At 58.8% G+C, this 14,422-nt stretch carries 16 protein-coding genes and 2 pseudogenes; 4 read left to right on the plus strand and 14 right to left on the minus strand.

Annotated features, from left to right (window positions below):
* Positions 1-119: 119 nt before the first annotated feature.
* The 13 genes and pseudogenes from ASG57_RS38845 to ASG57_RS27270 all read right to left on the minus strand — a co-directional run.
* A pseudogene (locus ASG57_RS38845) lies at positions 120-667 on the minus strand (IS66 family transposase); the annotation flags it as partial.
* A 3-nt stretch (positions 668-670) separates the two neighbouring features.
* A pseudogene (locus ASG57_RS37200) lies at positions 671-874 on the minus strand (NYN domain-containing protein); the annotation flags it as partial.
* 94 nt (positions 875-968) lie between these two features.
* A complete protein-coding gene (locus tag ASG57_RS27220) occupies positions 969-1,601 on the minus strand; it encodes a PepSY domain-containing protein (RefSeq protein WP_080654812.1) in 633 nt (210 codons plus the stop codon).
* 343 nt (positions 1,602-1,944) lie between these two features.
* Complete coding sequence (locus ASG57_RS27230) at positions 1,945-2,472, minus strand: cytochrome c (protein WP_080654813.1); 528 nt, start codon at positions 2,470-2,472, stop codon at positions 1,945-1,947.
* The gene (locus ASG57_RS27235) at positions 2,438-3,148 is read right to left on the minus strand and encodes an ABC transporter ATP-binding protein (RefSeq protein ID WP_024336861.1); all 711 of its coding nucleotides are present in this window, start codon (positions 3,146-3,148) and stop codon (positions 2,438-2,440) included. The genes ASG57_RS27230 and ASG57_RS27235 overlap by 35 nt, the downstream gene beginning before the upstream one ends.
* Before the next feature lies 1 nt (position 3,149).
* On the minus strand, positions 3,150-4,352 hold the full coding sequence (locus tag ASG57_RS27240) for an ABC transporter permease (protein WP_024336862.1): 1,203 nt from the start codon (positions 4,350-4,352) through the stop codon (positions 3,150-3,152).
* Entirely contained in the window at positions 4,349-5,539 is a 1,191-nt protein-coding gene (locus ASG57_RS27245; protein ID WP_024336863.1) for an efflux RND transporter periplasmic adaptor subunit, read from the minus strand. Before ASG57_RS27245 ends, ASG57_RS27240 begins: the two co-directional genes overlap by 4 nt.
* The gene (locus tag ASG57_RS27250) at positions 5,536-6,144 is read right to left on the minus strand and encodes a TetR/AcrR family transcriptional regulator (protein WP_024336864.1); all 609 of its coding nucleotides are present in this window, start codon (positions 6,142-6,144) and stop codon (positions 5,536-5,538) included. Before ASG57_RS27250 ends, ASG57_RS27245 begins: the two co-directional genes overlap by 4 nt.
* Before the next feature lie 303 nt (positions 6,145-6,447).
* Positions 6,448-6,681 carry an alpha/beta fold hydrolase gene (locus ASG57_RS38165; protein WP_155248198.1) on the minus strand — a complete coding sequence of 78 codons (234 nt, stop codon included), beginning with the start codon at positions 6,679-6,681 and terminating at the stop codon, positions 6,448-6,450.
* Entirely contained in the window at positions 6,668-6,940 is a 273-nt protein-coding gene (locus ASG57_RS27255; protein ID WP_155248199.1) for a hypothetical protein, read from the minus strand. The genes ASG57_RS38165 and ASG57_RS27255 overlap by 14 nt, the downstream gene beginning before the upstream one ends.
* A gap of 18 nt (positions 6,941-6,958) precedes the next feature.
* Positions 6,959-7,441 carry an alpha/beta hydrolase gene (locus ASG57_RS27260; RefSeq protein ID WP_080654814.1) on the minus strand — a complete coding sequence of 161 codons (483 nt, stop codon included), beginning with the start codon at positions 7,439-7,441 and terminating at the stop codon, positions 6,959-6,961.
* A gap of 131 nt (positions 7,442-7,572) precedes the next feature.
* Positions 7,573-7,806 (minus strand): hypothetical protein, encoded by a 234-nt coding sequence (locus tag ASG57_RS27265; protein ID WP_024336865.1) that lies wholly within the window; start codon positions 7,804-7,806, stop codon positions 7,573-7,575.
* Positions 7,807-7,815: 9 nt separating this feature from the next.
* Positions 7,816-8,289 (minus strand): hypothetical protein, encoded by a 474-nt coding sequence (locus ASG57_RS27270; RefSeq protein WP_024336866.1) that lies wholly within the window; start codon positions 8,287-8,289, stop codon positions 7,816-7,818.
* 334 nt (positions 8,290-8,623) lie between these two features.
* Between ASG57_RS27270 and ASG57_RS38170 the strand changes: the two genes are divergently transcribed.
* The 4 genes from ASG57_RS38170 (at position 8,624) to ASG57_RS27280 (ending at position 13,665) form a co-directional block, all read left to right on the plus strand.
* Positions 8,624-9,274: a hypothetical protein gene (locus ASG57_RS38170; RefSeq protein WP_155248200.1), complete on the plus strand. Its 651-nt coding sequence runs from the start codon at positions 8,624-8,626 to the stop codon at positions 9,272-9,274.
* A gap of 990 nt (positions 9,275-10,264) precedes the next feature.
* Positions 10,265-10,546 carry a hypothetical protein gene (locus tag ASG57_RS38175; protein WP_155248201.1) on the plus strand — a complete coding sequence of 94 codons (282 nt, stop codon included), beginning with the start codon at positions 10,265-10,267 and terminating at the stop codon, positions 10,544-10,546.
* 114 nt (positions 10,547-10,660) lie between these two features.
* Positions 10,661-12,853: an ATP-binding protein gene (locus ASG57_RS27275; RefSeq protein WP_024336868.1), complete on the plus strand. Its 2,193-nt coding sequence runs from the start codon at positions 10,661-10,663 to the stop codon at positions 12,851-12,853.
* Positions 12,850-13,665 carry an SIR2 family protein gene (locus ASG57_RS27280; RefSeq protein ID WP_051350493.1) on the plus strand — a complete coding sequence of 272 codons (816 nt, stop codon included), beginning with the start codon at positions 12,850-12,852 and terminating at the stop codon, positions 13,663-13,665. The genes ASG57_RS27275 and ASG57_RS27280 overlap by 4 nt, the downstream gene beginning before the upstream one ends.
* 282 nt (positions 13,666-13,947) lie before the next feature.
* Here ASG57_RS27280 and ASG57_RS27290 read toward each other — a convergent pair.
* Positions 13,948-14,422 (minus strand): IS66 family transposase (locus ASG57_RS27290; protein WP_244490947.1); only part of this gene is annotated, 475 nt, incomplete at its 5' end.

The raw sequence follows: 14,422 nt of genomic DNA on the forward strand, positions 1-14,422 counted from the left end.
TTCGACGTCAAATGTACGGCCGCGGCAAAATCGATCTGCTTCAAGCCAGACTAATCGGTGCAGAATAGTCGGCGCTGCACCAAACTTGCGTCAGAGCCAAATTTGCAAGCCGATTGACACTCAAGGGCCTCGCGGGCAACCGGAGCCGGCGCCGGAGCAACCTCGCGCTCGATCTTCACAAACTGGCCCCGCAGATGCGACCAGCAGAAGGCGAGCGTCCCGGACAGGGCGTCCGCACGCGTCTCTCGGGTCATGGTCTTGTATGCCTGATAGCCGCCGCAGTGGATGATGCCGCGATAGCCCGCGAGCAAGCGCAAGCCATGAAGGGCCCCGCGGCCCGGTGCATAGGCATAAGCGACCCCAGGTGGGTCAGGTCCGGCCAGGACCTGTCATCGCGCGATAACGCCCAGAAGCAGCCGGTTTTACCTGCCGCATCCCGGATCCAACACCGGTGCCGCGGTCTCATCGACACAGAGCTCCGAAGAGTCGAGCGAAGCTGGCGCAAACGATGCCACAAGGGCTTCAATTCCTGGGCCGCATAGCCGACCCAGAAGGCGAGCGTGGAACGGTCCATGGCGATATCGTGCGTCGCCAGCATCTGCGCCTGGCGGTAAAGCGGCAAATGCTAATGATACTTGGCGTCGATAACATGCGCGACCAGCCGCTCGGCGAGCCAGTCCAAGCGGGGACGCAGAGAAGAATATTCTGTATCCTCGATCAGGGCGGTGTAATAGAAGGCCCGCAACAGCGTCGCGTGGCTTTGAAATCCGATGAGCAAGCGCTTGTAGTCAATCTCGAAGCCAAGGGTCTTCGCTGTGGCGTGGAGGTTCGCGCCGTCGATAAAGAGCGCAATTGACCCTGATGTCGCAAACATGGCCATCTGATCTACCGGCATTGTCTCCTTCTCTTATCTTTGATTCGCAGTTCTATTAGGCGTGCGAGCTGCTCTTGCGCGAACTGAATAGCGTTTATCCGCAGGGCTGGATCACGGCAGAGTGACGTGGATGAGGCTCGCGGCGATGGGCTCTCGGCGGCTCAAGGGTGACCTGCTTTAGGTCGTCTCCGCTTACGACGACAATGACGAAGTTGAACCTCTCGGCTTCTCTGACTATCGTTCCGCCGATAGCTTTTCCCTGCGTGGCTCGTTCCGCAATGAGGACAGCGTCCAGGAGGCTCTGCTGAACAGTCGTCAGCGCGATGACGCTATTCCGATCTTTCGTATTCAGGTCTTCTCTCAAAGAGACGATCTCGCCGCCTGTAACGTCTCCAGTGCGTGCATCGATGGCGACATTCCAGATTCGATCGACCTTTACTGTCTTAACTCGGTAGACCGGCGACCCTGAGCTGCCGTCAAGGCCGATATCCCACGTGCTCGAACCCGGGTGCAACTGTTCGGCTGCGAGCAGCGCCTGGCAAAGTGAAATCTGCGTCCCACGAAATAGCTCTAGCTCACGGTTGATCATCTGCTGATCAAGCTCGGCGCGATCTCCAGCCGGATTTCGAGAAGCAGGAGGCGTGGCGGTTGAAGAAGCAATCGCACTTGCATACGCTGGTAGCGTCAAAACCAACAAGATCGCTGCAAATAAGCATCTCTTCCACATTGGGCTTCTCATGTGTCTCTGACTTCACGCGCGATTGTCAGCGGTTCTTAGATATCACCGCGGCAGTCGGAAAAGCGGCGCGATTGTCTCTGCGCTCCTCCGGTAGGTGACACGATCGGCGGCGGGGTTTTTGTTCGTGCAATGCCAGCTGACGGTGCGTCTTTGGATTAACTCGATCGCGATAACCTCGCAGTTTCCGGACGAATTATCGGACGGCGACTGCCTAACGAGCCAGTCGATCATGTCCAAGTGAGTTTCGAGGACGTACAAGCTGGCGATGAGGCGTTGCTGCCCTGCCGGTACCACAGGCAAAAATGGGTCCATTGTAGATATGCGGCGGGTCTCAGTCTTTCCCATAAAAATGCTCCACAAAAGGCTTGCGGAAGCGCTGGTGGCAGGCGGAGCAACTGTCTTGCAAGGCGGTAAAGGACGCAATGACCGCCGGTGCATCGCGCTGAAGTGCAGCCTCTTCCAGGGCTCGCGCTGCGTGATGTGTTTTCCCGTCGTATGCTCGAAATGCACTGGCGTCGGCCCCCATGAAGCTGAGGATACGCATCCTCTCACCCACGGATGGTTGTGGATGCTCGGCGATCGAGAGAGCGGTCTTGGCAACAAAAGCCCAATCCTTTCGGGAAATGGCGTTAGCAATCCCTTTCACGTTCTTGTCCAGGTCCTGCATGATCTTGCGCAGCTCTAGCGGCCTGGCATCAGCCGCTTCGCCAGCCCGGACATGCTGTGCGGCGGTTGCGGCAAGTATGCAGGCCGTCACCAACGTAAAGAGAGTTGGAATGAAATACGAAGGTCCTGCACGGCAAGCCCCGCCGTAAGTGGGTTGGTCAATCGATGCTACGTCCTTGGCCGGCTTCTTCATGAGTTGCTCCGTCACGAATGTGGTAGATGCGTTTGAAGGTTGGGATGATCTTCTCGTCGTGTGTGACCACGATGATGGCGGTCTCGAAGCGCTGCGCCATATCATTCAAGATCCGGATCACAGCCAAAGCCCGCGCGCTATCCAGCGGTGCAGTCGGTTCGTCAGCCAGTATCACGGGCGGGTGATTCACAAGACCTCGAGCAATGGCGACACGCTGCTGCTCTCCTCCCGAAAGCTGTGACGGCATGGCTCCGGCGCGATGCTCCACATCGAGAGCTCTCAGTAGTGCCAATGCGCGTTGACGCGCTTCGCTGTTGGGGGTCCCGGCGAGCATGGGCAGAAGCGCAACATTGTCCGTCACGTCCAGGAACGGGATCAGGTATGGCGCTTGAAAGACGAAACCGATTTTGTCGCGGCGGAGCGCGCGCAGATCGGATATTTTCCAGCCGTCGTCGTAGATCACCTCGTCGCCGAGAATCATGCGCCCAGCGGTTGGATCAATCACCGCGCCCAGCGCCTTAAGCAGGGTGCTCTTGCCCGAGCCGGATGGCCCGATCAAGCCGATCACCTCGCCCGGCGCGACCTGCATATCCACGCGCTTCAAGGCGTCGACGGCGGTGTCGCCGCTACCATAGCGCTTTCTCAACCCCTCGATACGAATGCCCTTGCCGACCATCTCATCCCCCGATGGCATCGGCCGGGTCGACTTGGAGCGCCATGCGGATGGCAATCACGCTCGCCAGCGCACAAATGACCATGATGGCTATGGCTCCGGCAATCGAGTCGGTCGGTATGAGGAGGACGTATTTGGGAAAGAATGGTGCGGCAAAGGTCGCCGTTATCTTGCCCACCACAAACCCGATAAGTCCCAGGACGATCGCTTGCTGCAAAATCATCGCGGCGATCGTTCGATTTCGCGTACCGATCAATTTCAGAACCGCGATTTCGCGGATCTTGTCCATCGTCAGGGTGTAGATGATGAATGCGACAATAGCCGCGCTGACGATGGCCAATATCGCCAGAAACATGCCAATCTGTTTGGCGGAGGTGGCGATCAGCTTGCCGACGAGAATGTCCTCCATCTGAGGCCGGGTATAGGCGGTCAGGCGTTTCCAGCGTCGGATCGATTCGGCCACCTCATCTGCGGCGTAGCCCGGCTTGACGCGTACGAGCACGGCATTGACGTAAGGATTGCTACTTTGTGAGGCGATCACAGCATCGAGGAGGCCAGGTACACCAGGCCGGTTGAGGCTGGGATTCTCCGCCGTTCGTCGGCGTTGCTGGACGATCGCGTCGTTGTCCTTCAGGAATTGCGCCTCCTGGCCGTCCTTCAACGGGATGAATACCATCGGATCGCCATTGGACGAGACCATGCGTCGGGTAAGCCCCACGACCTTGTATTGATTGCGACGGATGATAATTCGATCGCCCAGCTCGAACCCGGTGGCGACGTCGGCGACCGCCTCATAGTGGCTGCGGGTGATTTGTCGTCCGGCGACGAGAAACGGCGGCCAGCCGGGCGTATCCGTTGCTCCGGAAGCGATGCCGACCACCATGGCGCGCACATCCGCATTCCCCGTCCGCACTTGCATGGTTAGATAAGTGACATTGGCAGCCTGAGCGACGCCCGGCATTGCCAAAATACTGCGGTATGCGTCGTCATTCAGGCTCGAGGACTCTGCGTAGGGCCCCAGCGTATTTTTTTGCACGACCCACAGATCGGCACCGCTGTTGTCGAGCAACACCTTGCCGTCGTCGACCATGCCTCGATACACGCCGGCCATCGTCAGTGTCACGCCTATCAAGAGACCCAGGCCGACGCCCGTGAATACGAACTTCCCCCACGAGTGCAGGATATCGCGGCCGGCGAGGCTGATCATCTTGACGGTCCGACAATGTTTTCGACCACATGCGCGCGGCTTTGCGCACTCAGCATCCTTTCGCTGTAGGCCACGACCTGATCGCCGTCATTGAGACCTTCCAGCACCTGGATGTTACCGTCCAGATCGGCGGCGCCGAATCTGACAGAGGTGAAGCGCGGATTTCCATTGATCATCCGCCACACGCCCGGCTTGCCGTCGACGCGCTGAATGGCCGCATTAGGAATGACCGGTGTTGCTGGGAGGGGACGCAGTGCGACGGTGACCTCGGCAAGTTCACCAATCGGCGGCAGAGGATCAGGTATCGTGTCGAACACGATCTTAGCCAGGGTTTCCTCAGTCACTGCGTCGGCCACAGGCTCTACGCGCAATACGCGGCCGGCGAGCTGATTGCCGCGAGAGCGTAGCGCTATGCGCGCCGGAAGATCGGCGTCGAGTCCTGCGGCGCCGCTTTGATCGAAACGGACATTGATCCACAGCTGTCGAGGGTCGATCACTTCGATCACGGGCTGCCCTGCGATCAGCGTCGTTCCGGGATCGGCGTGGCGCACAGCCACCAGGCCATCCACTGGCGCGAGCAGGCGCAAACTTGCCCGCTGCTGGATCAAACCTTCCCGGTCGTTACGGGTGCGCAGCAACTCGTGACGATAGGCGTCCAAATTGGATTTGGCAGCCATGAGGACCGCCTCCGTGGTCTGCCGGTCCTGCCGCTTTCCTTCGATGGCGGCTTCGCTCACCACCTGCGTCTGCCAAAGCCGTTCGTAACGACTTGCCTGCGCTTCAGCGTAGTTCTGTCGAGCCAGCGCGTCCTGAACTTGCGCTTCGGCCGCCGACACGGATGCCTCGGCGCGCTTGATTGCGGCCTCTTGGGCCATAATGCGATCGTCGAGATCGACGGGATCCATTTCCCCCAAGAGCTGACCCGCGTGGACCCTGTCGCCGGCATTCACGTCCACCCGCTTAATCCGCCCGGCAGCCGTCGGGCCGATCTTGTATGTGAAGCGGGCCTCCACCGTGCCGACGCCGAACAGAGCCGGCGTGATAGGCCGGCTTTCGACGGGTACAACGGTCACTTGGACAGGTGCGAGCGGCCCCGATCGCAATGCAACATAGACGAACAGCGCCAGCAAGGGCACGATCACGGCCAGAAGCGCCAATGTTCGGCGGTGGAGCGATGAGCGTTTCACGGCGCAACCTCGATCCCGCGACGGAAGATTGCGAAAACGCCTGGCGCATCGCGGCGGATGCGGTCTACCTCACCGGCGAGGAGCGACTGCATGACCAGTCCTTGGATCATGCCAATGAAGAGCGTGGCGGCTGCTTCGTTATCGAGCCTCGCAGGAAGTTCGCCGGATTGTTTGCCCTGTTCGATGATGCGATGCAGGCGTTCGCCGTAGCGGCGAAGTAACGTTTGCACCATGCGCTTCGCCACCGTCGGCTCAGCACCCTGCAACTCGCCGAACAACATACGTGGCACACCCGGATGGTCCACTACGAATTGAATGTGGGTCATGAAGATGGCTTCGAGCGCGGCCATTGGAGAGGTCGCGGAGCGCGCCGCATCGTCGACCCGGGCGAGCAGCCGCTTCGCTACCCACTCCATGACAGCCTGCAGGATCGCGTCCTTGGTCGGAAAGTGCCTGAACAGGGAGCCTTGGGTTACCCCCATGCGCTTTGCGATCGCGGCTGTCGTTATCTCGCTCGGATTTTGTTCGGCCGACAGGCTAACGACAGCCTCAACGGTGACAGCCCGTCTTTCGTCTGCGGGGAGATGTTTGGCACGGGTACGCATTTAGGCCTCGAAGAAAGTAATCAATTACTACCTTAGCATGAGATCGGCGATTTGCAATTCCGAATGTGGGAGTTCTCCAACGTGAGTTGCTAGTTCTTATTGCCACTGATTTGCAGGATATTCAGGAAGGCCGCGGGACATAGCCGTGGTTGGGAGCGCCATGGACGACCGAAATTTCCTGATCCGCGGCGGGCGAGACGAGCCACACACACCGTCATCTCCGCAATTCCAATGTGGCCAACGTGCTGGAAAACCCATGATTTCTCTTCAAGACAACGTCTTTTCGCATTGCCGCGTAGCGGCTCATTTTCGCGTCGAGAGAAATGCCCGGCTTGCCGCGGTGAAGCCGTCACGGTTGCGTTCGTAAGGCCCCCAATGCGTGGCATCCACGACAACCGTCTCTTGCGCACCCGGAATCTTCGCGGCTAATTGCTTGTCCGCGAATGAATCCCGATCCCCTCGAACGACAAGCGTTGGAACCTTGATCTTGGCTGCGTCGTAGATTGGGCGAGCGCTCCAGATCTCAAAAAAGGTCAACGAGCGGCCCCATCGGGCGGATGACGATCTTTGGCTGCGCCGCGGGGTCGGTATGGCCGCAGCGTTCCGCCAGCGCCTGCACTTTCGCAATCGTCTCAGCATCGACAAGTCCCGAAGATCCCCTCAGCATCATGTGCCAGTGCCCCAGCACCATGCCGGCATCGAGCTTTTGATAGGGAGCGTGCGGCTGTCCGAACCTCGCAGAGTCCTCCTTGGCGGCCAACGGCTCCGTCATCATCAGCAGCTTGAAAGCACGCATCGCGCCTACGAGGACCATTCAATCGACAAGATCGTGCCGGTCAAGCGCCACCATCGATGCAACCACCGCACCCCAGCTCCAGCCGACCAGCGACACCTTCGGCGCACCAGTCTCCTTGCGGATCGCTTCAATCACCGCGACGACGTCCTGCACGGCGTCTGTCGCCCGGTCAACGGGAGCGGCGGCTTCCGGACGACTGGACTGGCCGAAACCGCGAAAATCGATGGCATAGACCGTGAAGCCGGCTTCGCTCAGGTCGTCCATCCACGACAATCCCGGCGCGAGATCGAATGCTTCAGCGCACGGAGACCCGAACGCATGCAGCATGAGCACAGGACTGTTAGCGCTCGCGCTCTTGGCCTTCTTGCTGATCAGGTGGATGGAGATATTCGGGTCCCCTCCGGCGACAGCGGTCTCGATACGGTCGGCCGCTAGGGTCATTCGGGGAAGCGCAACCAGCATGGCCATCATCAGCATAGTTTTAAGTGGTCGCATGATCATCCTCCCAAAGTCCAGTGGGGTCGAAGGCAGATAATGAATCGTCCTTTCTGGAGCGTATCGAAGTCGTGCATCCAAACGTTCTCTGCAACCACGCACGATCGCGCTCTTGATCAGTGGAAGCAGCGACAAGGTCAGGATGCTACAATCGAAATGGAGATGGCGATATAAATCGGAGGCGGGATTGTCCGCTCAAGAGACAAGGCCATCAACATGACAATGTGCTCGACGATCAGCATGACGCGATAGGCAGGTGCAGGTACGACTGGAAGCGCAGGCGCGCGCCAGTACCGGCCGTACGCCGCAAAAGTGCTCGGGACTGCGGGCGTGCAGCCCCATTTGAGATCGTCCACCGAGGCCAGCTGCATATAAGAACTTCAATGTTCCACCGGCTGCCAGCCGGCATGGTCGAAATGCTCGCCGTATTGCGCCAGCGCCCGCACGATCTTCACAGCGCCTTGATCGCGGCCGGTCGCGGCCTTCATGTCAGTGGCGCCATCGATGATCTGCTCGAGGACAAGGTGAAGTTGCTGGTCGGCCTGCTCGGGCAGCTTGCAGTTTCCGACCACGTAGTCGATTTGCTTCTGGATGCGCTCCGCCAGCGCTTCGTATTGCGCGGGCGTGAACGCATTATTGTGAATGGACATCAGTGATTGCGTCATGGCTACACGGATTTCGCTCATGCCGCGGCGCACCACGTCATCTGTCTGCCACTTCTTGCCGTGGTCTAGCCGAAGCTGGACTGGCGCAGTCGTTCCGCCGTGGTCGTGCGGCTCAGCGGCGAGGCCAGGATTACCCGTGATCAATCCGAGCGCCACGACAGCGGGTATGAGCGACTTGGTCAGAAACATCACCTGGGCTTCTCCGATCTGAGCTTATTTATTCTCAGGTAGGAGGACGGCGACGGTCACGAGCTTGCGCCAAAGCAATAATCTGGGCGAATGAGCTGCGGCCCCATGACGCAGCCGAGTGCTTTGCGGGTCAACTAAGTGGATCAAATCTGACGCTGACTGTTGATGGAGGAACAGGAGGCTGACGCCGTAGGCGCCGCAGACCAATTTCTGATCCCCAGCATCCCAGATGCACAGGTGTGCAAATACTAGTATTAATAGCGAGACAAAAGGTATCAAATACTAGCAAACGATAGTCCTTGCTAGGTTCGAGCTGAGCATCTAGGGTCACTGCATGACTGTGGACCTCGATCAGCTTAGCAAAGAGGCTTTAGAGTTGGATACCGAGCTATCTAACTCGCGATCCAGCCGTGAAAGGACAGGAACCACGAAGGCAATTCGGGCTGCTCTTTCGGAAATCTATAAGCTTCGCGAGCGCGGGGTACGATGGTCTGCGATTGCGGCAGCTCTTGCCGGTCAGGGCATCGTCCAGGGTAAGGATCGTAGTGCACTCACGACCAATCGACTGACCGCGCTTGTTCGTCAAATTGAATTGCAGAACGAAAAACGGGCCTTAAAGCGAACGGCGGAAGTAACAGACGGAGCGCCCAAGCGGATCGCAACGAAGAATCGACACGCAACCTCGTCATCTAAGGACGCAAGAACGTCAGGGATTACTCACGGGGTTCGACATCCCGCTGCTAGAAGCCGACAAGCTTCCAAAGCCGTGGATTTCAGGGAGGAGCAATCCGGTCCGGCACCGCGCGGTGATAGAAAAATAGATCGAGGAAATGGCGATGTTTCCCGCAAAAGAAACGCGCACGAGGATCGTTCGGAAATTGATTCGCGTCCGTCGAAGCGCGGGATGAAATCAGCTGAGCAATCTAACCGGGAAGTGCTCGCATTCATGGATCGAGCTAAGGCTGTTCGCCAGCGACGGGACTGAGGTTTCTCCGCGGTCCGGGTTAAATCAAGCAATATCCCTCGCTCTTTCAAGCCCAAGTAGCGAGTGATTGGAAAATGATCTAGATCGATTGAGTGAACGGCTACTACGCTTCAAACACAACTATCTATTTCGAGATCATCGACCTCTCGATTTGCCATGCGCATTCGCTCAACCGCTCAAACACTCAAACACACCTGAAGGACTGTAAGAGTGCCAACTGCGGGATCACCCCGGACGAATACCGCGGGTGGGGACGATTTGAACGACGCTATGCGCAAGCTATTTGATATATGTGCCAGCCTCATCCCGCTGCTTGAGCAGGAGATGAGCATCTCGCATCGGACGGCGGCCGGACTCAGGTGAAAATCACGGCTACCCAGACCGGGCCGAGCGGCTGTCACTGCGAGGAGAGATCGCTCTTCGAACCGATAGACGAGCATATCGGGCCTTAGGCGTCTGCCATCCGGCTTCCATGGACGTCGCAGAGCGATCGTTCCGCCTGGCGCCTTACGTCTTCGACTGGCGGTCGACGTAAGCGAGGAGAAATCGTTTCACAACCGTCAATTGCAGCGATACGGTCAGGCGTTTGTCGGTCGGGGAGCCAATGTCAAAGCCAAGGCCAAGATGCGCGCCGCGGCATGGGAAGTGGGGCCCGGTAAAGCCAGGGTTCTGGCCAATTTGGCACGGGAACAAGCAGTCACTACCGGATAATTGCTATGCTGTTCGCACGAACGAGAACGGCCAATGGGAGGACCGGTTCGACGGGATGTCCGAAAGGGTTGGCCGCCGATCACCAAGCCGGAGTCGATCTTTGTGCCAGCGGGGGATGAAGGCCTCGATCTGTCCATGGTGTGGACAGACCAGAGTGATCCCGCTTGCCGAAGCCCACAAAGTCTGCGGATCTGTGGCGATCGGATTCCGCCTGAGGGGCAATAGCCTTGGAGAAGCTGCCGACCACTGCCAGATAGCAGTGCTCAATTAGGCGGGCGGTTGACATACATGGTGCAGAGTTGCGGTGCAGCCCGGCCGTCGGTGATCGCCATCTGGCCGGCAACGAAATCGATCGGTTTGAGGTTTGTAGAAGGCACGAACGGGCAGCCGTTCTTTTGTTCGATTGTGCGCGCGATCTCCCATGTTCAGCTTCACGCCCGCGCCGGCAGCCTGGTTAAGGTCCAGAAGTTGTTGGCGACGACTGGCGGCCGGCACAAAAACATGCCCGGCTCCGCGAGCGCGCCGGAAGAAATCAGCAGCGCCGAGCACGGCAGAAGGTAGAGCGACATTTTCATTCTAGTTCCGCCCAAGCCATTGAATTTCCTTGCACAACGCGCGTTTCCAGCCTTTTCGGACCAAGTTGTGTGGTAGTACTCCGCGCAACCGGAGAATCGCATGGTATCGAGTCGCCTGCAGACCAGTTTGGCAGATCGCACGAAAGCGCTCTGCGCCAACATCGTCGTGTTCTACATCGCGCTCTACGTGACGTCGGGAAACCTGCTCCCGACCGGCGGTCTTGAGAGCGTCTGGTTTCTGAGCGGCCTGGCGCTCTGGTTTCTGGCGCTGTTATCAGCCCCGTGGTTCGTCCCCCCGAAAGACGCCCTGTCGAACGCGATAGCGGCAATGGCGATATTGGTTACGGCCGATCTCACTGGGGTCGGGGCTCTGCGACACCATCTTGAGGCCTTCCGGTGGCTGGCCGTGGGCTATTGCCTGATTATCATGGTCTGCGCGATTTTTGCCCTGTTCGCGCACGACAAGAACCGGCGATCACCAATCGGCAGATTCTTGTTCCGGCTAACCGATACCTTCGGCCAGGGTGAACTGCTCTATACATCCCCTGCTCTCATCAGCATCGTTGGCGCTTACTCGAGCAGTCCCATTACGGTCGCTTGGCTGACGATCCTTTGGACCCTGATAGCCATTGGCAGACCTGCCGAGCGGGTTTTGGCGGCGTGGAAACAGTGGCAAGCGGAAGCCGAGCACCAGGTTTCATCGCCTGCGGTCGGATCAATCGAGCGCATCGACCATCCGGACATCATACGCGTGAAACTCGCCCGTGGCGCAGCCTGGAAGCCCAACACGCTGCATACGGCCGCCATGTCGAATGGTGATCAGTGCTTTGTGCTTGCGCTGTTCAGCCAAGTGCAGGGGCTGGAGGTGATGGGCACCGGGCTATGCGTGGCAATGGTGCAAGACAAGATCGCGCTTGAGGAAGGCGAAGTGGTGCAATCGCACTCGCCCGAGAAGACCGCCCAGTTCATCGAGAACCTGAGCGGTACGCCGGGATCGGAATTGGTCGGGTTCACTGTCGAGAACTCCAACATCGGCGTGCTGCGCTTCGAGGTGTCAGCGGCATCGCCGTTGGCCGAGGGCCAGGTGGTCTTTGTCCGGCTGAACGGGACCGACGTGTTCTACCAGATTCTCGACGCCCAAACCGCCGAAGAGAGCTTCGATCAGAACCCCCGCGGCACACACATCGTCAACGCCGTTCAGCTCGGCTGCTACTCGCCGGAGGCTGGTTTCACCAAATACGGCTGGCTCTCGACGATGAACACGCCCGTGTTTTGGGCCAAGGCGCGTGTGTTCCCCGCGCCCACCCTGAAGGAGGGCGAGTTCGTCATCGGCAATGTGCCATCGACAAACATCGGGGTGACTGCCGCCCTCAATGATCTCGTGCAATTCCACACGGCCGTTCTCGGCATGACGGGCACCGGTAAGACTGAGCTGGCGCTGGATATCGTCCGGGAGGCCGCAAAGAACGATTTCAAGGTCTTCTGCGTCGATTTTACCGGCGAATACAAGGCGCGCCTGGCCGACTTAAAGCCGATCGTGCCGGCGCCCACGCCGGCAGAGATCGCTGACCTTGATACGAAACTGTTCGCAGTCGAGACCGGAGCCTATGGCGCGCCGCAGGAGAAGGCGGCGCTGAAAACCTGCTTGAGCAAAATCCGCGGATCGGTCGAAAAGCAAATCGATACCTTTCTCACCGGAGGAGAGAAGCTGGCCATCCTTGAGCTGACCGAAATTTCCAACACCAAGGCAACGCTCAGAATCACAGAGCAATACCTCTCGACGATCATGGCGTGGGCGCGACAGCACCGGCAGGCCCGCAAGATCCTGATCGTGCTCGAAGAGGCCCATACCATCATTCCCGAGCATTTCAGCTCTGGCTTTGACAACGAAACCCAATGGGTTGTCAGCCGGATCGGGCAAATCGCGCTCCAGGGCCGCAAATACGGCGTGGGGCTTTTGGTGATCAGTCAGCGCACCGCACTGGTGAGCAAGACGATCTTGTCCCAATGCAACACCTTCCTCACCCACAGCCTAATCGACCAGACCAGCCTGACGTTCCTAGAGAGCGTCTATAGCGCGCAACATGTCCGGTCGATCCCGAACCTCGGCCGATTTCAGTTTCTTGCCGCCGGCAAAGCGATTGGCGCGGAGCGTCCGATATTGCTCGGCCGGCCATTTGACCAGACGAAGAAGGACGCCAGCGACGCCCTGCGGCAGCAGCTCCCTCCGCAACCAGCGGATGCCGCTCAAGCGCTTGATACCCTGCCCTTGGATGATGTCACCGCCAAATGATTGATCCCCTGCACGCTCTTGCCTTTTCCATCTACGAAAATCCTGGCGTCTACTGCATCTTACTTGGCTCGGGTGTATCACGGGCCGCGGAGATACCGACGGGCTGGGAAATCACGCTCGACCTGGTGAGAAGAGTCGCAGCCCTTGAAGGCGTGACGGATGAGACCGATTCGGCCGTGTGGTACAAGCGCATCCACGGCAGTGAACCGGGATATTCAGACTTGCTGGATCAGTTGTCGGCCACACCTGATGAGCGCCGCTCGATACTGCATAGCTATATCGAGCCGATGCCGGAGGAGCTGGAATCCGGAAAGAAGGTGCCCACCAAGGCGCATCGGGCTATCGCCAAGCTGGTGCAGGCTGGCCACATCAGGGTTATCCTGACCACCAATTTCGACCGACTCATTGAAAACGCGTTGCGAGAGATTGGGGTTGAACCGACCGTGATCGGCTCGGAGGATGCGCTGAAGGGTGCGGTTCCGTTGATCCACAGCCGTTGCTACGTCGTCAAGCTGCACGGCGATTATCTCGATACCCGGATACTGAACACGGAGACCGAGCTGAGCGCCTATGCCGCGTCGATGAACACCCTGCTTGACCGCATCATCGATGAACATGGCCTGATTGTCTGCGGTTGGTCAGGGGACTGGGACCCTGCGCTTCGCGCAGCAATCACGCGAGCTCCCAATCGTCGTTATCCGCTGTTTTGGGCTGCACGTGGCAAGCGTAACCCTCCGGTGAGGGCCGCGGTCAGCAAAGTTTCGGGCGATGGCGTTTCAGTGGGTACCGAACTCAGGCCGAAGCTGGACTAGTAGTTGGGCAACCTGATCGCTCTTCTCAGCTAGGCGCCCGTGGTCGGTTAATCCCATATGCTCGGTGGCGACAATATAGAGATAGCCGGAGATTTCGCTCGCGGTCGCACCTTCGTCCATCAGCATGACGTAGGCCCTATTTGCGTAGGTGTCATACTCGTCGGTGGCCTGTGGTATGCCGTAGACCCCGATAGGGTCCCAGTCGCGAAGCAATATCTCACGGACACGAGCACGGTTCTCTCGTGATTGATACTTGTTTCGTCCGTGAGCCATTGTCTTGCCCTATGCTGCAACTGCTTCTGCTGATCCCGGTGTCCAATTCCAGGGCAGCAGCTCGTCGAGCCGATGAGCTGGGTGGGCGGCGATGCAGGCAAGGATATCCGTGAGCCATGCTTGCGGATCAATGCCGTTCATTTTGGCCGTGACGATCAAGCTATACATGGAAGCCGCACGCCGACCACCGCGGTCAGAGCCGCAGAACAGCCAGGCCTTTCGCCCGAGAGCTATACCTCTTAGTCCTCGCTCGGCGGCATTGTTGGAGAGGCAAACCCGCCCGTCCTCGAGGAAGAGAGTGAAGCTCGCCCATCGCTTCAGGATGTAGTTGAACGCCTTGGCCAGGTCGTGCCCACGGGACAGCTTGGCAAGCTGCTCCCGCATATTATAGCGCGACAATCTGGGTGGGAAGCGCGCGACAATCAGGATGGCGAGTCGGTGTCGCGGCGAGGTGATGATTGCCGCGATGATTGTCGCGCGCAAG

The organism is Bradyrhizobium sp. Leaf396 (assembly GCF_001424605.1).
Classification (GTDB): domain Bacteria; phylum Pseudomonadota; class Alphaproteobacteria; order Rhizobiales; family Xanthobacteraceae; genus Bradyrhizobium; species Bradyrhizobium japonicum_C.

Bases quoted from the DNA above. Each gene is read 5' to 3' on its own strand.
- ASG57_RS27275 (WP_024336868.1), top strand. From the start codon at position 10,661: ATGGTATCGAGTCGCCTGCAGACCAGTTTGGCAGATCGCACGAAAGCG.
- ASG57_RS27240 (WP_024336862.1), bottom strand. From the start codon at position 4,352: ATGATCAGCCTCGCCGGCCGCGATATCCTGCACTCGTGGGGGAAGTTC.
- ASG57_RS27260 (WP_080654814.1), bottom strand. From the start codon at position 7,441: ATGATCATGCGACCACTTAAAACTATGCTGATGATGGCCATGCTGGTT.
- ASG57_RS38170 (WP_155248200.1), top strand. From the start codon at position 8,624: ATGACTGTGGACCTCGATCAGCTTAGCAAAGAGGCTTTAGAGTTGGAT.
- ASG57_RS27255 (WP_155248199.1), bottom strand. From the start codon at position 6,940: ATGCGTGCTTTCAAGCTGCTGATGATGACGGAGCCGTTGGCCGCCAAG.
- ASG57_RS27230 (WP_080654813.1), bottom strand. From the start codon at position 2,472: ATGAAGAAGCCGGCCAAGGACGTAGCATCGATTGACCAACCCACTTAC.
- ASG57_RS27250 (WP_024336864.1), bottom strand. From the start codon at position 6,144: ATGCGTACCCGTGCCAAACATCTCCCCGCAGACGAAAGACGGGCTGTC.
- ASG57_RS27235 (WP_024336861.1), bottom strand. From the start codon at position 3,148: ATGGTCGGCAAGGGCATTCGTATCGAGGGGTTGAGAAAGCGCTATGGT.
- ASG57_RS27265 (WP_024336865.1), bottom strand. From the start codon at position 7,806: ATGCAGCTGGCCTCGGTGGACGATCTCAAATGGGGCTGCACGCCCGCA.
- ASG57_RS27280 (WP_051350493.1), top strand. From the start codon at position 12,850: ATGATTGATCCCCTGCACGCTCTTGCCTTTTCCATCTACGAAAATCCT.
- ASG57_RS27270 (WP_024336866.1), bottom strand. From the start codon at position 8,289: ATGTTTCTGACCAAGTCGCTCATACCCGCTGTCGTGGCGCTCGGATTG.
- ASG57_RS27220 (WP_080654812.1), bottom strand. From the start codon at position 1,601: ATGTGGAAGAGATGCTTATTTGCAGCGATCTTGTTGGTTTTGACGCTA.